Source organism: Stieleria bergensis (assembly GCA_007745635.1).
In the GTDB taxonomy this organism is placed as follows: domain Bacteria; phylum Planctomycetota; class Planctomycetia; order Pirellulales; family Pirellulaceae; genus Stieleria; species Stieleria bergensis.
The window spans coordinates 4666547-4690962 of record CP036272.1 but is presented as its reverse complement, the minus strand read 5'-3'; the positions used below and the strand labels follow the sequence as shown (position 1 = coordinate 4690962).

Annotated in this window: 22 protein-coding genes; 16 read left to right on the top strand and 6 right to left on the bottom strand. The window is 55.8% G+C overall.

Annotated features, from left to right (window positions below):
• Positions 1-223: 223 nt before the first annotated feature.
• Entirely contained in the window at positions 224-1546 is a 1323-nt protein-coding gene (locus SV7mr_RS16605) for a PP2C family protein-serine/threonine phosphatase (protein ID WP_419187494.1), read from the top strand.
• 34 nt (positions 1547-1580) lie between these two features.
• Positions 1581-3017 carry an ATP-binding protein gene (locus SV7mr_RS16600; RefSeq protein WP_145274587.1) on the top strand — a complete coding sequence of 479 codons (1437 nt, stop codon included), beginning with the start codon at positions 1581-1583 and terminating at the stop codon, positions 3015-3017.
• Positions 3018-3051: 34 nt separating this feature from the next.
• Here the strand turns inward: SV7mr_RS16600 and hemL are convergent, their stop codons facing one another.
• A complete protein-coding gene (gene hemL, locus SV7mr_RS16595) occupies positions 3052-4374 on the bottom strand; it encodes a glutamate-1-semialdehyde 2,1-aminomutase (protein WP_145274584.1) in 1323 nt (440 codons plus the stop codon).
• A gap of 309 nt (positions 4375-4683) precedes the next feature.
• Between hemL and SV7mr_RS16590 the strand changes: the two genes are divergently transcribed.
• Both SV7mr_RS16590 and SV7mr_RS16585 read left to right on the top strand, forming a co-directional pair.
• Positions 4684-5910, top strand: coding sequence for a c-type cytochrome (locus tag SV7mr_RS16590; RefSeq protein WP_145274581.1), 1227 nt, complete (start codon positions 4684-4686; stop codon positions 5908-5910).
• Positions 5907-8288: a PVC-type heme-binding CxxCH protein gene (locus tag SV7mr_RS16585; RefSeq protein WP_145274578.1), complete on the top strand. Its 2382-nt coding sequence runs from the start codon at positions 5907-5909 to the stop codon at positions 8286-8288. Before SV7mr_RS16590 ends, SV7mr_RS16585 begins: the two co-directional genes overlap by 4 nt.
• 199 nt (positions 8289-8487) lie before the next feature.
• On the opposite strand, the gene SV7mr_RS16580 is transcribed toward SV7mr_RS16585, so the two are convergent.
• Both SV7mr_RS16580 and SV7mr_RS16575 read right to left on the bottom strand, forming a co-directional pair.
• On the bottom strand, positions 8488-8964 hold the full coding sequence (locus SV7mr_RS16580) for a hypothetical protein (protein WP_145274575.1): 477 nt from the start codon (positions 8962-8964) through the stop codon (positions 8488-8490).
• 204 nt (positions 8965-9168) lie between these two features.
• The gene (locus SV7mr_RS16575) at positions 9169-9498 is read right to left on the bottom strand and encodes an RNA recognition motif domain-containing protein (protein ID WP_145274572.1); all 330 of its coding nucleotides are present in this window, start codon (positions 9496-9498) and stop codon (positions 9169-9171) included.
• A gap of 492 nt (positions 9499-9990) precedes the next feature.
• On the opposite strand from SV7mr_RS16575, the gene SV7mr_RS16570 reads away from it, so the two are divergent.
• The 9 genes from SV7mr_RS16570 to SV7mr_RS16530 all read left to right on the top strand — a co-directional run bounded on the left by SV7mr_RS16570 (position 9991) and on the right by SV7mr_RS16530 (position 16929).
• Positions 9991-10182: a hypothetical protein gene (locus tag SV7mr_RS16570; protein WP_145274569.1), complete on the top strand. Its 192-nt coding sequence runs from the start codon at positions 9991-9993 to the stop codon at positions 10180-10182.
• 34 nt (positions 10183-10216) lie between these two features.
• On the top strand, positions 10217-10834 hold the full coding sequence (locus tag SV7mr_RS16565; RefSeq protein ID WP_419187493.1) for a hypothetical protein: 618 nt from the start codon (positions 10217-10219) through the stop codon (positions 10832-10834).
• Complete coding sequence (locus tag SV7mr_RS16560) at positions 10827-11231, top strand: TadE/TadG family type IV pilus assembly protein (protein ID WP_419187492.1); 405 nt, start codon at positions 10827-10829, stop codon at positions 11229-11231. The genes SV7mr_RS16565 and SV7mr_RS16560 overlap by 8 nt, the downstream gene beginning before the upstream one ends.
• A 17-nt stretch (positions 11232-11248) precedes the next feature.
• Positions 11249-11836: a hypothetical protein gene (locus SV7mr_RS16555; protein ID WP_419187491.1), complete on the top strand. Its 588-nt coding sequence runs from the start codon at positions 11249-11251 to the stop codon at positions 11834-11836.
• 116 nt (positions 11837-11952) lie between these two features.
• On the top strand, positions 11953-12318 hold the full coding sequence (locus tag SV7mr_RS16550; protein WP_145274560.1) for a hypothetical protein: 366 nt from the start codon (positions 11953-11955) through the stop codon (positions 12316-12318).
• 312 nt (positions 12319-12630) lie between these two features.
• Positions 12631-13716 carry a DUF4339 domain-containing protein gene (locus SV7mr_RS16545; RefSeq protein WP_419187490.1) on the top strand — a complete coding sequence of 362 codons (1086 nt, stop codon included), beginning with the start codon at positions 12631-12633 and terminating at the stop codon, positions 13714-13716.
• 133 nt (positions 13717-13849) lie between these two features.
• Complete coding sequence (locus SV7mr_RS16540; RefSeq protein ID WP_145274554.1) at positions 13850-14398, top strand: hypothetical protein; 549 nt, start codon at positions 13850-13852, stop codon at positions 14396-14398.
• A 188-nt stretch (positions 14399-14586) separates the two neighbouring features.
• Complete coding sequence (locus tag SV7mr_RS16535; RefSeq protein WP_145274551.1) at positions 14587-16095, top strand: hypothetical protein; 1509 nt, start codon at positions 14587-14589, stop codon at positions 16093-16095.
• 66 nt (positions 16096-16161) lie between these two features.
• Positions 16162-16929 (top strand): CPBP family glutamic-type intramembrane protease, encoded by a 768-nt coding sequence (locus tag SV7mr_RS16530; protein ID WP_145274549.1) that lies wholly within the window; start codon positions 16162-16164, stop codon positions 16927-16929.
• Positions 16930-18122: 1193 nt separating this feature from the next.
• On the opposite strand, the gene SV7mr_RS25500 is transcribed toward SV7mr_RS16530, so the two are convergent.
• Positions 18123-18338, bottom strand: a complete 216-nt coding sequence (locus SV7mr_RS25500; protein ID WP_419187489.1) for a hypothetical protein — start codon at positions 18336-18338, stop codon at positions 18123-18125.
• 332 nt (positions 18339-18670) lie between these two features.
• Between SV7mr_RS25500 and SV7mr_RS16525 the strand changes: the two genes are divergently transcribed.
• The 3 genes from SV7mr_RS16525 to cbiE all read left to right on the top strand — a co-directional run bounded on the left by SV7mr_RS16525 (position 18671) and on the right by cbiE (position 21682).
• The gene (locus SV7mr_RS16525; protein ID WP_145274547.1) at positions 18671-19576 is read left to right on the top strand and encodes a rhomboid family intramembrane serine protease; all 906 of its coding nucleotides are present in this window, start codon (positions 18671-18673) and stop codon (positions 19574-19576) included.
• Positions 19577-19703: 127 nt separating this feature from the next.
• Positions 19704-20378, top strand: coding sequence for a redoxin family protein (locus SV7mr_RS16520; RefSeq protein WP_145274544.1), 675 nt, complete (start codon positions 19704-19706; stop codon positions 20376-20378).
• Positions 20379-20434: 56 nt separating this feature from the next.
• Positions 20435-21682, top strand: coding sequence for a precorrin-6y C5,15-methyltransferase (decarboxylating) subunit CbiE (gene cbiE, locus SV7mr_RS16515; protein WP_145274541.1), 1248 nt, complete (start codon positions 20435-20437; stop codon positions 21680-21682).
• A gap of 153 nt (positions 21683-21835) precedes the next feature.
• Here cbiE and SV7mr_RS16510 read toward each other — a convergent pair whose 3' ends face one another.
• Together SV7mr_RS16510 and SV7mr_RS16505 are read right to left on the bottom strand one after the other, a co-directional pair.
• A complete protein-coding gene (locus tag SV7mr_RS16510) occupies positions 21836-23374 on the bottom strand; it encodes an FG-GAP repeat domain-containing protein (protein ID WP_419187488.1) in 1539 nt (512 codons plus the stop codon).
• Between the two features lie 298 nt (positions 23375-23672).
• Positions 23673-24374 carry a YceH family protein gene (locus SV7mr_RS16505; RefSeq protein WP_145274535.1) on the bottom strand — a complete coding sequence of 234 codons (702 nt, stop codon included), beginning with the start codon at positions 24372-24374 and terminating at the stop codon, positions 23673-23675.
• Positions 24375-24416 lie beyond the last annotated feature (42 nt).

The following is a 24416-nucleotide window of genomic DNA, read 5'->3' as shown; positions in this document are numbered from 1 at the left end:
CTGTTGCCTGTGGCAAGTCGCTGGCGGTCAAGCACTGGTCTGGCGAGTCGCTGGCGACGTGATTTTGTGGCAGGATCGGTGGATTGGGGCATGATCGTTGAAAAATCTTGCCCCAGCACCCACTCCGTGGTGGCACACCGGTCACACTGGCGAGCATTTTCGATTATCTTTTTGGATGACCACTCCCGCGTCAGTCCTTTGTTATAACAAGAACGAGTCTTCGGTGTCGAAATCCTGGAATCCTGGCGTCACGCACGCGGTTCGCACCGATGTTGGTATGCGCCGGACGAATAATCAGGATTCGTACTGCGTGATCGAAGCGCAGTCGGAAGAACGTTTCTCGACGCGTGGTCATCTCTATGTGGTCGCCGATGGCATGGGAGCTCATGCCGCTGGTGAACTGGCCAGTCAGATGGCAACCGAACTGATTCCGATGCACTACTTTCGTGGATCGGCAGACCAGCCAGCCAGCAGTCTGCACCGAGCGGTTTTCAACGCCAATCATGAAATTCATCAGCGCGGCCAGCAGAACCCTGAATTTCACAGCATGGGAACCACTGCGAGTTCCTTGTTGTTGTTGGAAAACGGTGGCGTGGTTGCGCATGTCGGTGACTCCAGAGTTTACCGGCTTCGGCAGGGCGTCTTAGAACAATTGACGTTTGACCATTCCTTGGTTTGGGAAGTTCAGGCCAGCGGCCATGTTCATCCGGGCAGCGCTTTGGGCCAGTCATTGCCAAAGAACGTGATCACCCGTTCCTTGGGGCCCAACGCAAAAGTCAACATCGACATGGAAGGCCCGTTCCCGGTGCACAGCGGGGATCGCTTTTTGTTGTGCAGTGATGGACTGACAGGGCAAGTCGAAGACGAAGAAATCGCCACGTTGATGGATTGTCTCAGCGAAGATCTGGTCTCAGAAGTCTTGGTCGATTTAGCGAACCTGCGTGGTGGGCCTGACAACACGACGGTCATCATTGCCACCGTGAACAACGGTCAAGTCGTCGGGTCTGCGGCTAATGTGCCTAAGTCCAGTGCCGCACAACGTGATCCGCGATTGCTGTGGGGGGCGGTGGCTTCCTCCAGCATCTTTGTCTTGTCGTTTATCATTGCTGTGATCGCAGCGGTCCAAAAGTCAGAGTCACTGCTGGGCTTTGCAATGATCGCTGTGCTGGTCAGTGGTGTAGTGGCGGCGACACTGATTGCCAGCCAAATGAGCGGCAAGAAAAAGCCACGTTCAAACGGGGACGGACCCGAGGTCACGCCGCCGATGGGAGGCAAAGGCCCCTATCGCCGTTACCACTCCAAACCGGATCGCACCTTGTTCGATCGTCTCGGCAGTACCGTTGATGATTTGCGCAATGCTGCCAACGCAAAGAACTGGTCAATTGATTGGCGAGAGATTGACCAATTGCAGGCCAAGGGTCTGGGGGCGATCGAAGCAAATGATGGCAAGACCGCCATTCGCTTTCAGGCGGAAGCCATTGTGCAAACCATGTATCAGTTGCGGCAGCAACACAATCGTTCGGCTGGCGAAACCGCGATCGAATAACCGCTCGACATGATCTTTGGGCGTTAGCTCCTCCATGCAATCTGCCAAGCCTCGTTCTCTCTTTACGTTCATTCCCGCAGCCCCGATTGGATCGTCCACGTGGTTGTTGCACCTGCGCTGGTTTGCCACCGCGGGCCAATTGATCACGATTGCGTTTGCGGCCTTGGTCATCGGGCTGGAAATGAATTACGGAGCGTTGACCTGCTTGGTGGTGGTGACCGCCTTGACCAATCTGGTCTACGCGTGGTGGTTGCGTCGCAATCAGCTGGCAGAGCTGCCATCGGTCAACGGCGCCGAAGCTGTCGATCAGGCCTCGTTGGATTCATCCGATGCGGTGGCTGAGCCTGATGCGTTGGAGTTTCAGCCTCATGCCTCCCAACGCGAAGCGGGCTGGCGAGTTCAGCTGGTCGCGCTGGGCTTGATGCTCTTGGATTTGATCACGCTGACGGTGATGTTGTACTTTTCCGGCGGAGCAGCCAACCCTTTTTCGTTCTTCTATTTTGTGAATTTGGCTGTGGGTGCGGTGATGATCCGCCCGTCGGCAACCTGGTCATTGGCAGCGGTTGCGACCGTCGGTTACACCGTCGTTCTTTTCTTCTATCAGCCTGTTGAAGATCTAGGACAGATCTTTCCCAATCACTTGGGATTGCGAACGATCGGATTGATGTTGGCGTTTGTGACCTGTGCTTCGGTGGTGACTTACTTTGTCAGTCGCACGAGTGGTCTATTACGAGCTCGTGAAAGGCAGTTGCGTGAAAGCCAGTTGGCTCAGGCGGCGGATCGGCGTTTGGAGGCCCTGACGACTCTGGCCGCCGGTGCGGCTCATGAGCTTGCCACGCCGCTTTCAACCATTGACGTCATTGCACGCGAATTGACTCGGCACTTGGAAAGCGTTCCCAAGCCAGCGACCGTCGATCAAGATTTGAAACTGATCGATCACCAGCTGGATCTTTGTCGCCATATCTTGCAGCGGATGCGTGGTGCGGCCGGGGATTCAATGGCCCAGCAGTGGTACGAAACCACCGTTGGAGATTTGATTGATGCGACGCTGGAGGGGATTCGTGATCCGCACCGGGTCGATGTGATCGACAATTCGGAAGAGGTTGAAAATGAAACCTTGTGGATGCCAGAAGAAGCTGTTGCCCAAGCGGTGCGCAATTTGATCCACAATGGCTTGGATGCCAGCGGTGCAGACGGTCGCGTGCGTGTCGAGTCGCGGCTGGATCAAGGCAACGTGGAATTCATCATCACCGATCAAGGCGAGGGCATGGACGTCGAAACCTTGCGCCGAATCGGCGATCCATTCTTCACAACCAAGGAACCAGGACGAGGCATCGGCCTGGGGCTTTATTTGACTCGCAATGTGATCTCACAACTTGGCGGCACGCTAGACTTTAAGTCGATCCCTGGGCAGGGAACACGAGCGACCGCTAGCCTGCCGGTTTCCAATCCGCAGAACCATCAGGCGTAGTTCGCCCCATGGTCCTGCGTCAGCGAAGCCTTGCTTATCCGCGGGCCAGCACGCGATCCGCCGCGTCAATGGTCTGTGCGATCATTTCTTCGCTGTGATGAATGCCAAAGAACAATGCTTCAAACTGGCTGCAGGGCAGGTAAATGCCTTCTTCGATGAGTCCCCAGAAGTATCGTCCAAACGCCTCGCGATCGCTCTTGTCAGCCTCTTCCCAGTTCGAAACGGGGTCAGGGTTGAAGAACAGCGTCAACATGCTGCCAACGTGCTGCACTTGGTGTGGGACGCCATGTTTGGCGGCCACTTGAGTGAGGCCTTTTGCCAGTTGATTGCCACGTTGATCCAGTTGCTCGTAGGGTGGATGGGTCTCCAGTTCCTTCAGCGTCGCGCTACCGGCGGCCACGGCAACTGGATTACCGCTCAGTGTCCCCGCTTGGAACACCTTGCCTGCCGGCAGAACGTTATCCATGATGTCCGCTCGTCCGCCATAGGCTCCCAGCGGCATACCACCGCCGACGATCTTGCCTAACGTTGTCATGTCAGGGACCACGCCATAGCGTTCCTGAGCGCCGCCATAGGCGAGCCGGAATCCGGTCATCACTTCGTCAAAGATTAAGACAGTCCCCGACTTGAGCGTCAGCTCTCGCAGTGCGGTCATGAATTCCTTGGTGGCGGGCACGCAGCCCATGTTGCCCACGACAGGTTCCAAGATAACGGCAGCAATCTGGTCACCTTGTTCAGCAAACGCATTTTGTAGGCCTTCGCAATCGTTGTAACACAGGACGATGGTGTCTTGGCCGGCCCCCGGAGTGACGCCGGGCGAGTCTGGCACGCCCAGGGTTGCAGCTGCACTGCCAGCAGCAACCAAAAGACTGTCAACGTGCCCGTGATAGTTGCCAGCGAATTTGATAATCTTGTTGCGTCCGGTCGCCCCGCGAGCGACGCGAATCGCGCTCATCGTCGCTTCGGTGCCGCTGTTGACCAAGCGAACTTTTTCGATGCTGGGAACCGCGTTTATGATTTGCTCTGCTAAGCGTGATTCGGCTTCCGTTGGGGCGCCGAAACTGGTCCCTTTGGCGACCGAACGCTGAATCGCCTCGACAACAGCTGGGTGTTGATGTCCCAGGATCATCGGACCCCATGACCCGATGTAGTCGATGAATTGCCGACCATCAATGTCATAGAGATAGGGGCCTTCACCGCGATCGATGAACAACGGTGTTCCGCCGACGGCACCAAATGCTCGCGCGGGGCTGTTGACCCCGCCTGGCATCAGCTTTCTGGCGTTCTCAAAGGCCGCTGCACTCTTGGGGCCAATGGAAAAAGACGGGCTGGCATGGTTGTCGGTCGAATGGCTCATGGTTTCCTCTGCGTAACTTGGACCACCCTATTTTGACCGAATTGCGGAACTTGCAAACCGCTGACGCAGATGAACACCTGTTCGTTTTCAAAAATTGATTAAACTATGGAGTGCTGGCGCAGAACGCAGGCTGTTTAATCGCGCAATAGACTGCAGTGTGTTCGTTCGGCCAAAAGGCTGTTTTTATGGCCAATCGACTGCGGTTTCTTTGTCGTCACCCTGTCAGCTGTTCGGCGTCGAACAGGTTGTCGATTGATTGACCGCCGGCCTCCTTCCCACCTGGTTTCCCTCCCTCTGGCTTTTCTCCTCATGATTTGGAACTCGATAAACGGCAGAGTGAAGCCTGCGACATGGTTGCTGGTCTTGACCTGTTTCTGTATTGGCCACGGTAAACCGGCTTGGTCGCAGAAGCTCACTGATTCTCAAGCCCTGGACTTGATCGTCGCTGCCGTTCAGCAGACTCCCGATGCAGACGTACAAGCTGCTTTGCTGGAAGGGATGTTGCAGGGCTTGGAAGGGCGACGCAACCTGAAACCGCCAGCCGGATGGGCACAATTACAGCAACAACTCGCTGCCAGCAACGAGTCGCAGTTGAAACAGTCCGCACAGCGATTAGCACAGATGTTTGGTGATTCGGCTGCCACAGAAACTGCGTTTCGAATCGTGTTGAATCGAAACGCGACAACTGATGAGCGTCGCAAAGCCTTGGCCGCCTTGACCGCCCAGCGCTATCAGCCCTTGTCGGCAAAGCTGATCGAATTGATCGACGACCCCGAATTACAACTGCCAGCGATCCGTGCAACCAGCGTGCTGCCAACAAAGAATGTCGCCGATCAGTTGCTGAAAAAGTACCGGAGCCTTGATCTGGCGGCGCAGCGAGTCGTCGTGGAAACTCTGGCAACTCGGAAAGACTTTGCTGCGGCCATGGTCCGCGGGCTAAACAGCGGGACGATCAACACGCAAGATGTGCCCACCTATGTGGCTCGTTCGATGCGCGAGATCGCCGGTAAGTCCTTTGTGGATGCTTATGGTGAAGTGCAAGAGCTAAAACAAGACACGGCGGCAACGATCAAAAAATACAAGTCCATGATCACACCGACCGCGCTGGCCAAAGCCGACGCGGGTAAAGGACGCATGGTTTTTAAGAAGACTTGCGGTGCCTGTCACAAAATGTACGGTGACGGAGGATCGGTGGGGCCAGATTTGACCGGATCCAATCGCGCTAACCTGGACTACTTGCTGCTCAATAGTGTCGATCCCAGCGGAGATGTTCCCGAAGGCTATCGCACTGTGATCGTTCAAACCATTGATGGCCGAGTGTTGACCGGTGTGATCGCTGAAGAAGACAACCAACGGGTGATTCTGAAGACCGTTGATAATCCTCGGGTCGTGATCGCAAAGGATGAGATTGAATTTCGCAAAGTGTCCCCCAAGTCGATGATGCCCGATGGGCAACTTGATCAAATGAAGCCGGCTGAGCTCTTGAACTTGGTCAAGTACATGCAGACCACTTCTCAGGTGGAGGCCGTCAAATGAGCTGGAAAGTGAACCCCGCTGTTTGTCACCCCTCTCGCAACGACGCCGTCCCCTCCACTGCCATTAGTCTGACCATGAATCATCGTTTGCTCGCCATTGTCGCTGTCTGTTTGCTGGCTGTCACTTGTTCCGGCATCGCAGAGGCCCAAAACACGCTCCCAAAGAAGCAGCATCGCACCAGTGATGCACCGTTCTTGAGTCCCCCACAAGCTGTTAAAGCGATGTCGATCCCCTCGGGATTCGAGGTTTCTGTGTTTGCCGCAGAGCCAGACATCGCCGAGCCGATCGCGTTCACGTTTGATGATCGTGGCCGCATCTGGGTGGTCGAAAACATGAACTACCGCACGCGACGGGCGCACACCGATGATCCGGTCACGCGGATCGTGATTTTAGAAGATACCGACAGCGATGGCGTTTTTGACAACAAGAAAACGTTTGCTGACAACTTGACCTTTACCTCCGGGATCGCGATCGGTTTTGGAGGCGTGTTTGTCGGTTCACCACCGAACTTCAGTTTCATTCCGGATGCCGATCAAGATGATCGTCCCGACGGACCGCCTGTCGTGCTGCTGGACGGCTGGGGCATTAATGATCGGCACGAAACACTGAACAGTTTTATCTGGGGACCCGATGGCTGGCTGTACGGTTGCCATGGCGTGTTCACCCAGTCACGTGTTGGCAAACCCGGTGAATCAGCCGAACGCCGACAGTATATTGATGGAGGCATTTGGCGCTACCATCCAGTGACTCAGAAGTACGAGGTCTTTGCCCGCGGATTATCCAATCCCTGGGGCTTTGATTTTGATGATCATGGACAAGGCTTCGCAACCTGCTGTGTGATTCCGCACCTGTTTCATATCGTGCAGGGGGGAGTGTTTACAAAGCAAAGCCGGCCTCACATCAATCCCTATATCTACGATGACATCAAGACCATTCGAGATCACACCCACTTGTCCGCTCATGGAGGAGCACGGTTTTATCTCGCTGATGCGTTTCCCAAAGAGTACCAGGGGCGTTTGTTCATGTGCAACATTCATGAACATGCTGTGTTGACCGATGTGATGGTGCCCAGTGGATCAGGATTCATTGGCAAGCACGGTGATGATTTCTTGCCGACCAACGACTTGGCTTGGGTGGGATTCAGCGTTGAGATTGGCCCCGAGGGAGGCGTCTATTTATTGGATTGGCACGACACCGATGTGTGTGGCAATGCGATTAACTTTCCAAACAGTGGACGCATTTATCGCGTCATGCCGAAAGGCAGCAAGCCGATTCAGCGGCCAAACCTGAGGCAGCTCTCGGACCTAGAATTAGTCGAAATGCAGTGGCATGCCAACGACTGGTATGTCCGTCAAGCACGCACGCTGCTGCAGCATCGCGCTTTCACCAAGTCTTTAAAAGCCGATGCGGTCCGGCAGAAACTGATCGCCATGTTCGACCAGGCCGCTGATTCTGCACAACGCTTGCGAGCCCTATGGGCAATGCACGTCACGCAAACCATTGATCAACAGGGCTTAATCGATTTGCTCGATCATGAGGATCCCTATGTGCGTGCGTGGAGCATTCAATTGCTGGGCGAAGCGACTCAGGTGGATTCCTTTTTCCTGGTAGACGTTGAACAAGCAACCACTCAGCTTCCCGATTCGCTACTCGCTCGATTCAAACAGCTGGCCGCCAATGATCCCTCGCCTGTGGTGCGGTTGTACCTGGCAAGTTTGCTGGGCCGTTTACCGTTTGACCAGCGCTGGCCAATCTTGGAAGCCTTGGTTCAGCACCGTGACGACTTGCAAGATCACAATCTGGCTCGCATGTATTGGTTTGCACTCGAACCGATGGTGCCAACGCATCCCGCGCGGTCGCTCAAGCTGGCAGTCGAGGGGAAGTTGCCAAACCTGCAGCAGCATGTTGCTCGGCGGCTCGCCACCGGCGGCATGATCAGTTCCGGAGGCATGGATTGGCCGAAAGTCGTCAAGCGTTTTGCGGATGGATTCAGCGTCAACCACGTCGGTGAAGGTGGCGTGGTGGGGCATGATGTCTTTCGTAACCTTCCAGCGATGCAAACCCATCCCAAGGATCGAAAGCTTCCCTGCCGCATTCAGAAAAACCTGAACATCCCCGCGAATCGAACGACCACGCTGAAGCTGAAAGTCAGTCACCATCCGCACGGAGACTGGCAATTGCGAGTGTTGGCTGACGGCAAAGTCCTGGCGGATCAAATTGTCAGTTCAAAGACTGTCGGTGACGATGAATGGCTTGACGTTGATGTCGATCTGTCACCGTTTGCCGGAAAGGCAATTCGTTTGGTGATCGAAAACCGAGCGAATGACTGGATGAACGAATGGGCCTACTGGAACAAGATTCAACTCGTCAGTGAGTGATCTGTCCCGGTGATCGGCTGCTGGCAAGCTCCAGGCAGTGAATCAGTAAACGCCGCGAAGATTGTCCGTCATGAACTGGCTGGGCAATCTTGCTGGCTGGGCAATCATCCCCGTGCGACGAAAGCGTGCTTCGGTGCTCGTTGTCGCGGCCGAGCCCACTGCGGTCTGCAATGTGACTTGCGTCCCGGTTTTGGCAGGGCTAGGACCGAAACAGGCGGATCATGTTCATGAGGCTTGGTTCGTCACGGAAGTGTTCTTGGGGGATGTTGTTCACGTTCATCCATTCCAGCAGATCAAACAATTCCTCTGCGGTCAGTTCTCGACGCAGCGTTGGATTGATCGGATCTGGAAGCCCGTGCTGTTGGATCTTTTGGCAGACCTCTTGCAGTTCTGAGTGGCCCATCAGATTGGTTGCACCTGCCATGATCAGGGCGTGCACACCGAAGGGAGTTTGAGCGGGATTGTCGACGATGTACTGATCGGCGACTTCCCAAACACTGGCGACTTTGATGGTGCTTTGACTGAGATTGATCTCTTGCGTGTCGTCCGCTCGCAGCGTGGCTTCGCTGATGAGGGGGGATTCTGGTTCGACCGGCGCGGTTGGGGCGGATCCGACAAGAGATCTTAGCCAGCGAAACATGTGCAGTCCTACTTGCGGTGGGTCGATTGAGGGCATCCAATCGATTGTGAAGGGCCAAAAAGAAACGCGGTCGTCGAGCCTCGACGTCCGCGTTTGAATTTCAGTATGTTTGATTGCCGCACAGGCACAAAGCTTTGTGGCCGGGGCATTCAGATTGACGGTCATCGCGACTGACTGAGGGCTAGAGAGGGGACGTGATCCCCGGGAACAAGCCTTTCAGTTAGCTTCGCACGTCAGTGACTAATAGGAGCCACTGCCGGAGCGATTGGGTCCGCGTCCGCCGCCACCACCACGGTGACCGCCGCCGCCACCACCGCCACCGCTGCGTGGAGCACGCTCTTGGGCTTGGTTGACACGCAGTGGGCGACCTTCAAAGTCCATGCCATCCAGGGCTTCGATCGCTTCCTTAGCAGCATCGTCAGGCATTGTCACAAAGCCAAAGCCGCGGCTTCGACCGGTTTCACGGTCCGTTAAGACAATCGCGTCTTCAACTTGACCATATTGTTTGAACAGATCATCTAACTTGTCGGTCGTCACGCCCCAAGCTAGGTTTCCTACATACATTTTCATCGCAATCTATCTCCTAATACCAGAAGGCCTTCGCACTCGGAGCTGACTGCAACGCTATTAACACGTCCATAACATTCTGAGAGTTCGGTCTTCAATCCAAACGGACGACGCCGTTCGCCGTCCGAGCCATTCATTTAGTGTACCAATCGCCCCAGGGTAGGCGGGTAGAAATCTCCCCGGAATACAGAATTGTTTCGAAATTCCCTCTTGGCGCAGCTTGATCCGTGATTCCACGCTCAAACGAGCACGGGCAGGTGTTTCTCGGTCGCCCCCACTCTACTGAAATCGCCCAGTCGCACAGCCTGTCCAGACAAACAGTGTTCTAGGCCACTTCAGCCAGCCCACTTCAGCCAGGCCGGTTGAGGCTCCGGACCCATTGGCAGGTGTCGATCGCTCTGGAGTTCCGTCCACTGACCCCGGTGGCGTCGCTTTTGCTGATCGGGGACCCAACCGTGCATTGGGCACCGAAACGCTGTTTTCGACTGATTTTCGATGTTGATTTTTTGCAACAATCTGCCGCCAAAAACGCTAGATGTCGGCAATCGTGTCCTAGAGTTGCAGGAAGTGGTCAACGCAATGTGGCTGGCAACCACTTTCTTTAATTCGCTTTGGCACTGTGGCCTTGGTGGTGGACGCTCTGAGCGACTGCTCGCGGACACCCCAGACGGTCAGCAGTTCAAATAGACGGCGTCGAAGCAGTCCCAGCACGATGATTGCAATGTCACAGAATCAAAAGAAACGAACGCGTACGCTGGTGGATCTGCAGGTCCAACTGGGTTTAGTCCGGCACCTTGTTGTTCACTGGATCGTGTTTTTCCTGGTCAACACCTGTGCGTTGGTGATCTGGATCCGTCTGTTTCAGCGGCCAGATTTGACCTGGGGAGAATCGATCGCGGAAACGGGACGCCAGTTCTTTCCTTTCTTTGTGGTCACGGCAGCGTTGATCCCTGTCTTCGCTTGGGATTCACTCAAGCTTAGCCATCGTTTCGCTGGCCCAATCAGTCGCCTGCGAAGGACTTTGTTGGACATCAAAGCAGGTCGCGCTGTGGCTCCGCTGAAGTTTCGCGAAACCGATTTCTGGCAAGAGATCGCCAGCGATTTCAATGACGTGATGGAACTAGACGCTGCCAGTCAGCAATCCGATCGCGAAACGGTTCCGGCCTGGGTCGATACCGAACCAAACAGCCCATCGGTCGATGACTCTCAACCGATCGCAGCGGAAACCCCAAAAGGGGACGGCGTGGATTCGGCTTCGCCATCGGCTTCCCAAAGCCCCGTCGTGATCCCTCGCCTGACTACGCCCAGCGTGACGACCAATGAGGCCGGGCATGTTTAAAACAACTCTAGTCCAGCCCGCCAAGCGACGCGGCCAGTTGCTGATTGAGTTCGCCGTTTGTATTCCAGCACTGGTTCTGTTGGTGTTTGGTGCGATTGAATTTTCCGGTTATGTCTCGCTAAGTGATTCCGCAAACATGGCCGGACTAGAAGGCGCGCGGGCCGCGTCTTTGGTTGCCGCGACCGAACAAGAGGCACGTCAGGCTGCTGAACAGATCTTGCAAGCCCATGGCGTCAAGCAGTTTCAGGTCTCGTTTTCGCCACCCCTGGAGAGTGCTGATCGAGGTGACACCATTGAGTGTTTCGTCGAAGTCCCAATTCGCGATAACAGTCGTTTGCTGGGCCGGTTGTCCAGCGATCGCCAAATCGTCTCGCAGGCATTCATGGTCAAGCAGTGATGAGTGAATCAGCCCTAATGAAGACAGCCTCAATCAAGACAGGACGGCGCACTGCCAGGAAAGACGCCGCCAATTCAGTCACTCGCCCGCGTCGTCGCGGCGCCATGGGAACGCTGATGATGGTCGCCGCCTGCGGGTTGATCGCCACGGTGGTGTTTACCAATGACCTGGCGCATATGTACTTGTTCCAAACACAGATGCGCACTGTCGCCGAGGCAGCCGCATCGGCAGCGGCGATGAAGTTGCAGGCAACCGGAGATCGTTACCAAGCGCTCCAGGCCGCCCAGCAGATCGCTGATCGCAATTTGGTTGGCACAGCCTCCGTGGAGATCAGTCAAAAGAACCTCCAGTTTGGGAGGGCGATCAACAGAGGCGGGCAGTGGTGCTATGCGGATTCCGATCTGTCACCCAAAAACACGGCGTCCTCCGCTGAACGCACCTCCAATGCCGTCCGTGTCACCATTGATCGGCATCCTGACAATCTATTCGGCCAAGCGGTCCATTGGTGCTGTGCACAACTGGGCTTTGTTCGTTTGGATAAGCAATTCACTGCCGCAGCCTATTGTCCTGCGGCGGACCAAAATGTGATTGAGTTAACCGAGTGATGCCAAATCATCTATCTAGTCTGAACTCCAGTCCGGTTGCCTCACCAGGGCAACGTCTTGGGCGACCACACGCTGTGCCGCGTGCGCGACGTGGTGGGATGGCTTTGCAATTTGCAATGCTTGTTCCCTTGGTCTGGTGCGTGTTTTATCTGTGTTTTGAGAACTGCCGCGTTTCGCTGATTCCCAAAGCCGTCGAAAGCGCCGTCTACTCTGGATGTCGGACTGCTGCGTCCGCTGGATCAACCACGGCCCAGGTTCGACAACAAACCGAGCAGCAGTTGCTGAGTTTGGGAATTTCAAAGGCCACGATCAAAGTCATCCCAGCGGTGCTCGATGATTCGGTTGGCGAAGTAACCGTTCGCGTTGAAGTTCCGGTCGCAGAGAATAGCTTTCTGCTCGGTCACGCCGAAGGCTGCGAACACGTAGTGCGTGAACTGACCATGAACCGCCAATCAGCAGCCACTCGGTTGCCAAACGGGTGAACCGATTGATCGGGTCGTACCATGCTGGTGACTTCTAGCGGTTGCAGGGGCGGCTTTCGGTGGGGGCGTTCGGCTAGCTCTTTGAAGGCCGGGAATTCATTCCCCCTTTGTGACAAAAATTGGTTAGAATAGAAGCCTTTCAGAAGCTTGTCTCACTGGCAGCATGATGCTCACTGCGCAGCGGCATGCTGTGTGTTTGATTGGATGCAGAGCGGTGTTCACATCACCCCGCGTCAATCAGATGGCTCGCCTTACGGGTCGCTTGCCGGTGTAGGTGAAGGTTGTTTTTCTGTTCCAACCAAGAATGATTCTATGGGTGTTCGTTTTCGCTGTCACAGCTGTGCCAAACCGCTGAACATCAAGCAAGAACTTGCCGGACGCCGCGGTGTCTGTCCTGCGTGCAAGACTCGGTTTCGGATTCCATTGCAGGACGCCGATCTCTCCATTGCGCTGAACGATCGGGCTACGCAAAAAGTTGCCACGCAAGCTTCCGCCGGTCAGTCAGCACAACCGTTTGATGACGCGATTGATGATGTGCTGGGGATTGGCGCTCACAGCGCTGCTGGCGCGACCGGTTCAGCATCGATGCACTATGGCGGTTCCGATCAGGGGGGCAGCGACGAAGGCGGAGTTGCCACCGTTGTGCAGGACACACAAACCAACGCACCAGATCAGCCAGTTGATCAGCCCGTTGATTCCCAGCAGGACAGTCAGGGCGAGGTCCAGTCAACGCAAAGCGATCAGCAGTGGTTGGCCGCCCAGCAATTGAACGCCGAACCCAATGCCGCGTGGTACGTTCGGCCACCAAGTGGCGGTCAGTACGGACCGGCCAACACCGAAGTCTTCCAAGAGTGGATTCGCGAAGGCCGAGTGGCACGCAATTCGTTGATATGGCGCGATGGCTGGGCGCAGTGGCGACCGGCCAGCGAGGCGTTGGAGCAGTTAGGCGCCAGCCTGCCGGCACCCGCCAAGAAGCGTCCCGCTGCAGCCAAGCCGGTCAAGCGAACTGAGGCGCCGGTGATCCAGACCGAAAGCTCGTCGCCGGCCTCCCGAGCACCTGTGCCGGCCTCCCGAGCACCTGTGCCGGCCTCCCGAGCACCTGTGCCGGCCTCCCGAGCACCTGTGCCGGCCTCCACGCCCACTTCATCCCAGAAGCCAGGTGTTGGCCTGGCCAGTTCTGCGGGGCGTTCGGTTGCCACCAATTCCGAGGGATCGGCTGCGGCCTCTGCCGGCTTCGATCCCAGCGAGCGTCTGTCCGGTTCTGCCGAGCTGGGGATGGTCAAGCGACAGAGGACCCGCAAACGCATGCTGTCCGCTGGGCTTCTGTTCGCGGTCGCCTTGGCGTTGATCGTCGTTTTGGTCGTGGTGGTCATTCAGACTTCGCCGACGCCTGAGTGAATGCCTTCAAAATTGCATGATTTGGGAAGCATTGGCAGGTCCTTGGGGTTCTGTCCGTTGCCCATTAGCTTACAGTAAGCTAGTAACTGGTAATCCTTTCCCACATCCACTGTGTTCCGTTGGAGTCAATTCCATGCGATTGTTTTCCGCATTCACTCTATGCGCTCTTGTTGCTTCTTTTACTGCCTTGAATGTCACTGCTGAAGAAAAGGCAGACAAGCCATCGGAAGTCAAGATGTTCAAGACCGGCAGCTTGAGTGTGCCCGCTGTCTTCAAGAAAACCAAACCTGCCAACTTCGTCATCGAAGAGGAATTCAAGGCTGGCGAGGGTGAAAAAGCCGCTCGCTTGACCATGATGCACGCCAGCGGTGGCGTGGAGGCAAACATCAAACGCTGGAAAGGTCAGTTTGCCGGCGGTGATCCAGAGGCTCAAAAAGAAGAGGCCTTTGACGTCGGTAACTACAAGGTGCATGTTGTCGACATCTCCGGCAGCTTCGCCGAACGAATGGGTGGCGGTCCCTTTGCTGGCGGAAAGGTCGTTCAGCGAAAAAACCATGCCATGGTCGGTGCCATCATCAAAAGCCCCGATGGTCCCACCTACTTCGTCAAACTGATCGGACCTGCCGAAACGGTGACAGCAAACCGTGAAGCGATGGTCAAGATGATCAAAGCGGCCAAGTAACTACCGGTTGCTTGATTCGATTGATGCACGTGACATGCGGTTGAGGCGGGACTTGACCGTCACTGTGCCCAGGATTCTTTTTGTTCATGGCCGTTGCGGCCATGACGTCTATTGGTCAAACCTAGGTGCGACCCTCTTAAATGGTCCCGTCCAACCGGGCTAACCTCGGCGAACGAATTGCTTAGCTGATGAATATTCAGAGCTTTCTAGAAGCACATGGAATTGTAAGAAATCCGTTTGCAGAAGAAGACGCGCAAACGGATCAAGTGTTTAAAGAGCACTGTATCACCAATGCGTATCATCCCGTTTGGGATAAAGTTTACGGTGATCCCAAAGAACCCTCCACGGCGATTGTGTGTGGGCCGAAAGGCTCTGGCAAAACAGCCATGCGGCTGCAGATCCGCCGACAGTTGGAACAGTACAATCGGGAAAATCCCGATCAGCGCGTGTTTCTGATTCCCTATGATGACTTCAATCCGTTCCTGGATCACTTTAGTCAACGACTCAGCAAGCGGACCAACCGCAAGCCCGAGCGCGTGCTGGCGGGCTGGAAATTATGGGATCACATGGATGCGATTCTCTGTCTGGCAACCACCCGCGTCGTGGACCGGATCTTGCGCCCGGAGGATTACTCTGACGGATTCTCGCGAAATGATCTCACCAAACTGGATCGGACGGCATCGCGTGACTTGCTCATGCTGGCCGCTTGCTATGATCAGTCCAGTGAAGGCGCGTTTGTTGACCGCTGGAATCGTCTGCGTCGTGCGCTGGGCTATCGTAACGTGCAAGCCAAGGTTTCCTGCTGGGCGGCGATCGCGTGGTGCGTCTTGACTCTGGCGATCAGCACTTATCTTTTGATCGCGTGGGGTGTCAACGGCGGCGAGGAAGGCAGCAAGACCATTTGGGACTACTTATGGGCCGTGCCCTTTATCATGTTCGCTGGCTCGGCGCCCTACCTGTTGCGGTTGCTGAAGACCAGTTGGTTGACGTGGAAGATTCGTCGTCACATGCGTGTCGGGCGGCGCGACTTTGGGTCCTTGCGGAAACTGCTGCATGCGATCCCCGGCAAGGAGCTGGCGGGCCAACCCCTGCCACGCTACAGCAGTACCGATGATCGCTACGAATTGCTGAACAAGTTTCAGTTGCTGCTCAATCGTCTCGGTTACCGCGGGATCTGTGTGTTGATGGACCGCGTTGACGAGCCGCATTTGACCGGTGGGAAAGCCGAGTTGATGCGACTGTTCGTCTGGCCCTTGTTGGACAACAAACTGCTCAAACACCCTGGCATCGGTTTCAAAATGATGTTGCCGCAAGAGCTGCATCGGGCGATGGAACGCGAGACCCCTGAGTTTCATGAGCGAGCGAGATTGGACAAGCAAAACCTCGTGCCGGCTTTTCAGTGGACCGGTGAATCGCTCTATGACCTGGCTCGAGCACGCATGATCGCTTGTTCCGACCCGAACCAAATGGACAACGTCGGCGCCTTGGAACCCAAGAACCTCTTTGCTGACGTTGAATATGCACGCTTGATTTCAGCGTTCAACGACCTGCGAGTGCCCCGGCATCTGTTCCGATTTCTGTACCGTGTCCTGGTCGAGCATTGCAATTCGTACACCGACGCCGACCCACAGTTTAAGATCCGATCACAGGTCTTTGAAACTGCGTTGGCCGTTTACATGAAGGAAGTCGATGGCTGAGCCACGCTTGCGATTGGGACAGCCCTGGCGCTCGGTTGCGCCGCCAAGTCTTGAGGGCACCAGCTGATGGTGACTCAAGCGGGAAAAACGAACTCTGCAGAGACAAAACCTGCGGGCGTGCAGTCCGCTGGCTGGCAATCAAAGGCGGTTTGCATTTTGCCGCTGGTTTGCTTTTTTGTCTTGGGGGCGTTGATCGACACGCAGCCAATGGAGGCGGGACAGGCGATCAATCCCCAGGCCTATCAGTGGTTGGTCGTGCTGCGTGTGTTGGCGATGTCTGCCGTGGTGCTGACTTTTGCCTCCGCGCTGCGAAGAATGTTCCCGTTGCAGATGGACCACTGGGGGCTGGTGGTCGGTATTCTGGGCGCCGTGCTGTGGATTGGCATCTGCCACCTGCAACTGGAGCGATCGTTATTTGGCTTGCTCGGTGCGGGGGATTGGTTGCCCGATCGCGACGGTGTAAACCCCTGGCAGGTTTATCCGGATGCCGGCCAGCGGTTCTGGTTTTTGGTGTCGCGGTTTAGCCTCTTGGCGGTTTGCGTGCCTGTTGCAGAGGAGTTGTTTCTGCGTGGTTTTGTCATGCGAGCGGTCGAGTTTGAGGCCTGGGACAGCACGCCGCTGAATCGAATCGGTCGCACGGGACTGTTGGTCGGGACGCTTTACGGCGTGGCCACGCATCCCGCTGAGTTGTTTGCGGCGGCCGTTTGGTTTTCGCTGGTCACCTGGCTGATGGTCAAAACGGGTAAGTTCTGGAATTGTGTGCTGGCACACGCGGTGACGAATTTGTTGCTGGGCATTTACGTTTGCTGGTTTAGTCAGTGGCATCTGTGGTAGCACACCCCAGACCTCGCCACGCAAAAGCTCCGCCCCGAAGAAGCCACAGTAGGCATCGAAGCAGCCATTCCCACTGCCTCGCCAATCATGCTTGATGGCGGGGAGACGAGGTGCTTCGGAACAGCCAAACGGCGTCCCTGAAAGTGTGCCGGTCGCTGGAGGGTTGTGTCGGCGTATTGTTTGATGCCTGTCTTATCGCTGGAATCAGCATTGGCAACGATCGGACTGAAAATAACCAACATCGCCCGCCGCAAAACGGGGCGGAATGCTGAAGTCCTCTCCAGTTGTCGGCCCTTTTGATTTCCCACTGGCCAACGTTTCAACGCTCCTCGTTCGCTGCCGCCTGCAGGTTGCCAGAGGTCAGAAATCGCAGGGATTCCGGTGCTGGAGGTGTCGATGCTGCCCGTCTCTGTTTGCCTGATCGGCACGAACGAACGCCCCTCCGGCGGGTGTTTCGATTGCTGCTGGAGTGAAAACAGGCAAGCTTGCCAGCGCTGTTGTCTAGGCAGGCCCCATTACGGGTTGCTGTGGCGTTAATTTTTGCTAGTCTTTGGGTTGACCCGATCGCTGCGCCGACGGTGGGCCGGGGATTTCGCACAGATTTACAAGAGGCCGATCAAGTCGGCGACAAGACTATTGGAGACAATGATAGGTGGGTACAAAAAAGACAGGTAAAGGCCGACGCAAGGTAGGACGAAAGAAACGACGCATGCGCAGCAAGATTCGTCACCGTAAGAAATAGGTGAGATTGACCAGAAGCCTTTCTGGTCAGCGGCGTTCAACATGAGCGTCGCTCATGTGGTTTGGCCCGTCAGGGTGTTGTGTCGAAACACGCCCTGCTGACCATCACCACAGCTGCACTGATCAAACGTGCGACTTTTTTTGAGCCATCATGGACGTTTGAGCCCTCACGAATTGAGGCACCGCATGCTTGCGGTGCCTTTTCTTTTGCGCTGCTGGCAGCGACCGACAGCATCAAGCACCTGCAGGAAAGCCTTAGGCACGCGTTGAGCTGGTCTTAGGCACGCGTTGAGCTGGTCTTAGGCACGCGTTGAGCTGGTCTTGAGCACGCGTTGAGCTGGTCTTGGGCTTGCAAGGGACAACAACGCCGTTTGGCGGCACCGGCCTGGCACGGATGGTGATCGCCATAGAAAACGGTCAGTAATGCTTACCCGAAAGTGCCAGGCGGTTGCTTAAGACTGATCTAAGCTTTCAGCAGATCTTAGCCCATGTTTGTTCGTTGACAGCGTCTTCATGTACAGCGTCTTCATGTACAGCGTCTTCATGTACAGCGTGTTCATGTACAGCGTGTTCATGTACAGCGTGTTCATGTACAGGGTTCGGTGGTGTCGCCCCGCGTGCCACCGGGTTCTGTGCTTTTTCTGGTAGGGCTGTTTTCGATTGGTCATCCATGGCAGGACTCAAAGTTCAGTTGTTTCGATGCTGCACGGCCGATGCGTCACTCTTCGCCGATCTTCGCCAAAGATATCGACGTGGCACTAGCAGATGGTCTACCATGCTTTGACGGGCAAATCATTTGCTTGAGCCCCAAGGATTCCGGCCGCCGCGTGTTTTCTGAAACCGAGGCAGTGACAGCTTGCACAGTGGCTCCAGCGGTATTCAGTGGCTCCAGCGGTATGATGTGGGGACTCAGGCAGTCATGTGCCAGTGACTTGGTTGGTACGAGGCTCCTTCTGTCGCTTTGGGTGGTCCAAATTACACACAGTCGAGAAGCATTGGCATGGGATTAGACAATCGGGATTATGCCCGCGACGAGCCGCTTAGCCCTTGGGAGCAGCATCTGCGTGAGCGCGATCGTCAGCCGCTGAGCATGACCGCGAAGTTAATCATTGTGAACGTGGCCGTCTTTGTGATCGCCATGCTGATCACCGGTGGCAAGACCGGCGGAGTGGTCTTTGAGTGGTTTGGGCTGCCGGTTGAAGCTCTCCAAAAGCCCTGGCAGTGGTATCGCTTTCTAACCTATGGCTTTCTGCACAGTTTTAGCAGCATTCTGCACCTCGCCTTCAACATGATGGCGCTGTTCTTCCTGGGCCAGTCCGTGGAACGGCGGATGGGCAGGATGGAATACCTGAGGTTTTACTTGGTTGCCGTGGTGGTCTCGGGTGTCTTCGGCGCCATCGGTTACTGGATTGGTGGGGCTACCAACGTCAACATCGTGGGGGCCAGTGGCGCGGTGGTTGCCATCACCATTCTGTTTGCCTGCTATTTCCCGAATCAGGAAATTTTGCTGATGATGGTGTTGCCGGTCAAAGCCTGGGTGCTGGCGGCAATTGTGGTGGGATCGAACCTTTATCAGTCCATGGTGCCGGCAGCCAATGGAGCTCAGGAGGCAACGGCATTCACGGTGCACTTGGCCGGCGCTGCCTTTGCGTTTCTCTATTACTTCCAGCATTGGAATCTGGGCTGGCTGAATGTTGCTCGATTCAAAAATCCGCTGAACAAGTCGCTGCGTCGAAACCGCTTGAAGCTGCATGATCCCGACCAAAAGATGCAGCGTCAGAGCGAAGAAGTCGACGAGATCTTGGCGAAGATTCATCGCTCCGGTGAAGAGAGTTTGACTCGAGCCGAACGGCGGGCTCTGGAAAAGTACAGTCGCGCCAAACGCGAAAAACGCGGCGAAAGCTAACCTGTTCGGTGCAGCCAACAGCCTAGCGAGTCTGGACTCGTGGACCGGTGGACAGGAGCAGCGTTCGTTCATTGCTAGGCAGGTCTCGTTTTTTAAAAACTTCCACTTTCCCTCAGGCATCATCAAGATGATTTCGCTTCATTCTGCTTTGCGTCGTCTCCCGGCTGTTCCACAGTTGGCGTCGTTTGGATCGATCAGGCGTCCCATGGCCAGCGTGTCCGCCGCGGCATTGCTGGTGTTGGCCGCTGCGGTGATGGCTCCCGCCGCTGGTGCGGTGACTCCGAAGGGCCCCAACGCGCCAAAGGTTGGCCAGAAAGCCCCTGATTTTGAGCTGTCCGTATTGGGCGAGCAGGGATATCTGACACTTTCGGATTTGAACGCCAGCGGCACGGTCGTGGTGGTTGTTCTGCGAGGATTTCCGGGGTATCAATGTCCGCTCTGTCGACGTCAAGTCGCAGCCTACATGAATCGCGCGAACGCGTTCGTCAAAGAGCTGGGGAACAAAGACATTCGTTTCGTCATGGTTTATCCCGGTGCGGAGCAAGGGCTGGATGCGAATGCGAAAAAGTTTTCCGCTGGACGCACGTTGCCACTGCCGATGGCGATGGTGACTGATCCTGACATGAAAATGGTCTCCGAGTGGGGGCTGCGTTGGGACGCACCACGCGAGACCGCGTATCCGTCGGCCTTTGTCATCGGCCCCGGACGACGTGTTCTGTGGAGTAAAGTCAGCAAGGGACATGGCGACCGAGCGACAGCAGAAGATTTGCTGGCCGCGATTCGAGCAGCCAACAAAAAGTAGCGATTGGAGCAAGGTCCCGTCGCGCCAGATCAACCGTTGAGAACAAAGGACACAGCGTGACTGCGAAAATCTATATCGTTGGAATGGGTGATGACGGACTGGATGGATTGACCGGCCATGCCAAATCCAAGGTGCGTCGCGCCGAAGTCATCGTCGGTAGCACGCCGCTGTTGCAACGCGTGCCAACTGACCATCCCGCCGAACGCATTGTCTGCGATGGGGGCATGCAAGAGCTGGAATTATGTGTCGAGTCACTGGCGGATCGACCGACCGTGATGTTGGCCGGTGGCGATCCTTTGTTTTACGGCATCGCTCGTTTCTTGACCGATCGCATCGGCAAAAATCGCTTCGAAATCATTCCTCACGTCAGTAGCATGCAACTGGCGTTTGCCCGTGTCAAGGAAAGCTGGGATGATGCTTTCTTGACCAATCTGGCTGTTCAGCCGCTGGATCGCGTGGTCGACGTGGTTCGCGCCGCTGAGCGGGTTGGCATGTTCACGACCGAAGAGATTTCACCCAGCGTTGTGGCTGAATCCTTGTTGGACCGTCGCATTGATTACTTCAATGCTTACGTTTGTGAAAACTTAGGCACTCCCAACGAAACCATCACCGCCGGTGACTTGGCATCGATCCGTGGTCAAGAGTTTTCGCCGCTCAATGTGATGGTGTTGGTGCGACGAACCGGTGCTGCAGATCTGCCTTCGGGACCCGCAAAGCGACGTCTGTTTGGTAACCCCGATGACTACTTTTTGCAGTCGCGTCCCAAACGCGGTTTGTTGACTCCCTGTGAAGTTCGCTGCATCGCGATGGCTGAACTGGAGATTCAGTCCAACAGTGTTGTCTGGGACGTCGGTGCAGGCAGCGGGGCGCTGGCGATTGAGGCGGCTGCGATCGCGCGTGAGGGAGTGGTGTATGCCATCGAAATGGACGTCGAAGATTACAACTTGATGATCGAAAACGCCCAGCAGTTCAATGTGCCTTCGCTGATCCCCGTCCACGGACAAGCCCCGGAAGCCTGGGCGGAACTACCTGATCCAGACGCCGTGTTTGTCGGCGGCAGTGGTCGAATGGTGCCGGAATTAGTCGCCGGGGCGATTAGCCGTTTGAAGGACGGACGGATCGTGGTGAATGTTTCCAGCCCGGATAACCTGGTCGCCGTTCAAGCCGTTTTGGCCGAGCAGGGATTCGTCTCCGACGTTCGCATGATCAATATCTCTCGCGGGTTGCAGCAATTGGATCGAGTGCGATTTGAAGCCCTCAATCCCAGCTTCCTTGTCATTGGCTATCGCGAATCAGCATCGTGATTGGCGGACTGCCAAAGCACCGTTCGTAGCGGTCTATCGCAGATTTTGCCGAAGCCATGTTTAGCCGCAGCCATGTTCAGCATTGGCTCCGGTTCGGCTGCTTGCACGCACGACAGGCTGACCGGAGTGGGTGCGAAACCGTCCGCCAGACCGTTATTGCGATTGCCAGATCAGCAGATCCGGGGCGCTCTGGCGGTTGCGACTTTCCGGGTCATGAGGGGCAAAATAGTTTCCAATGGCGATGTCATCCATGCCATCGTCGTTGAAGTCACCGCAGCTAATCGCTTGCGATTCATGCAAGCGTCCGGAGAGATGAAGCGGGATGAACTGTCCGCCGTCGCGTTGTTGCAGCATCACCAAGGGCGAGGCTCCTCGGGCAATCCAGCGCTTGGAAAGTTGAGACGGCAACTGGGCGACCGTCATCACATCCAGATCCCCGTCTCCATCGAAGTCGCCAGCCTGCGCGGAGTAAATGCCTGGGGACTGGAACAATTCTCGTGACGTTAATTCACCGTCACCGTTGTTCTCCAGCCAGTAGATCCCTTGGTCTGCCCGCGGTTCTTGATCTCCAAAATCTCCATTGCAGAGCAAAATGTCTAGGTCCGCATCCTGATCTAAATCGACGATTTCAAAGTCGCTGCAGCCGAACGCGGGATTGTCGGCATCAAAGAGAGTCTCCGCAATGAACTCGTGTTTTCCTTCGTTGCGAAGCAAGATCACACGTTCATGCTGGCGGCCTTGCAGTGCCACCAGGTCAACTTTGCCATCCTGGTTAAAGTCGCTGGCCTCCAAGGCGATCAAGTCTGGAACTGCGTCCAGGTTGATCAGGTTGACAATCGGTTGGCCATCATCGGCGATCAAGACATGATCCAACAGGACCAGACTGTCAGGCTGGGCAACGACCACATCCTGGTCACCATCACCATCAAAGTCTCCGGCAGTGACGACGGTTTCAGCGGCGAGATTATTTATCAGAACGCGCATCGCATAATGATCTTGATCAGCCGCTTTGGACAGCAAGAACAAGCGGCCATCACTTGTGTCGACAGCATCCGTCCGGCCCTGGTCCATGACCAAGAAATCCATTTGCCCATCGCGATTGATGTCGTTGCAAACGATCTGACTGGGGCTGATCATGCGGGCGATGATGGAGACTTCACTGGAGAAATTGCCGGGCTGATAAAGGTTGACCGTTCCGCCGCCTTCGTCGCAGTAAACCAGTGTTTTGTTTTGTGAGTCACTTGTCGTCAACTGGCACCACTGAATGTCGGCAACACGCGCCGGGCGAACGCGTTTACCAAACATGCCATAGCGGTGATGTGGGACAACGGCCGCCGAGAGATTCAGGGCGGATGCGGGCGGCAGGTCGATCGCTTCGGGCGCATAGGCGACGAAGTAGCGTTCCACTTGAGCCGGACTGGGAAGCACCAGGTCCTGTCGGCCGGAAAGCCGGTAGTGGTCATAGCCACGGCTGATCACCGCAGCCCATTGTTTCTTGGTGTAGCTCTCGGCATGCGGCATCGCATGGCAATCGGCGCAAAAGCTTTGCACCATTGGCTGAGCGTTGGCTAGCCACTTGGATTCATCTGTCTGCGTCGTTTCACTGGATGTCGCGACGATTGGATCGGGCTTGGACGCGTTGGTAACCTTGGGCGTTTGCTCTCTATTGCAACCGGTCTGTGTTGACAGCAAGATTGCCAACAAAGCAACGGAGCCAAGCGGGCACCGTCGCCAGCGCGCAGGGCTTCGCGAACATTGTGCGCGAACTGGGCAAGATTTGGATGAGGTCACAGGCATGGTGGACAGACCAGCAGAATGCGGCCGAATAAGCTTTCCGAGTCTCTTTAGCTTATCATCTTTGCGCAGATGAAAAGTCATGTTTCTAGGCTTTTCGGCTAGTTTGCACCAGTCAGCGAAGCCTTTTCCACCTGAAAAACAGCAGGTCGCCATGCAGGACACCGGGCACGCCAGCGGTTGGATGCCGCTTCGTTCAGCGTTCGTTGTTCTCCAGTCGTTTTAACCGTTCTTCCAGGTCATCAATTCGTCCTGTCACCGCGTCCAGGCGTTCAATCAGCTGGTCGATCCGCTGTTGATGCTCATTGGGCAAGGCTGGGGGCGGATTGGTTTCAGTCGCAGCATCGCTGATTTTTTCGATTTTGGCGTTCAGGTGTGGCTGTTCTTCGGGGGGATACAGTTGGTGAGCAAAGACTTGGCCACGTCCACTTGGGGTGACCGGTTGGGCAAGCTTTTTGGCCTCCAACTCCGCCAGCGTTGATTTGACTGCGTCAAGGCTGGCAAAGTCACACATTCGCGAGGCTCGCGACCTCAGTTCACCAACCGTCTGTGGCCCGCGCAATAAGAGTTCGGTCATGATGGCAGATTGCGGGTTATCGAGATCCAGCCATTGATAGGCTGCATGCCGATACTTAAGCACTCTGCCATTGCCGTGAATCTCACGGGCCGCTCCAACCTGCCGAAGTTCATCCAACGCGATCAGCACCTCGCCTTCTGCAAGTTTCATTTGGGGCGAGCGATTGGATTTTTGATTGCTGCCAGCGATCAAGCCGGCAGCAGTCAACGGGTAGCTGTCCGGGGTGGTTTTCGCTTTTTCTAGCAACACACCGAGAACACGTCTAGCGTTGGCCGATAAGGGGACGATGGGATGGCTTGAGTCTTCGCCTGCTTGATTCATTGCGGAACGCCAGAAGAGAGGAGTGGCGTCATCCCTGACAAT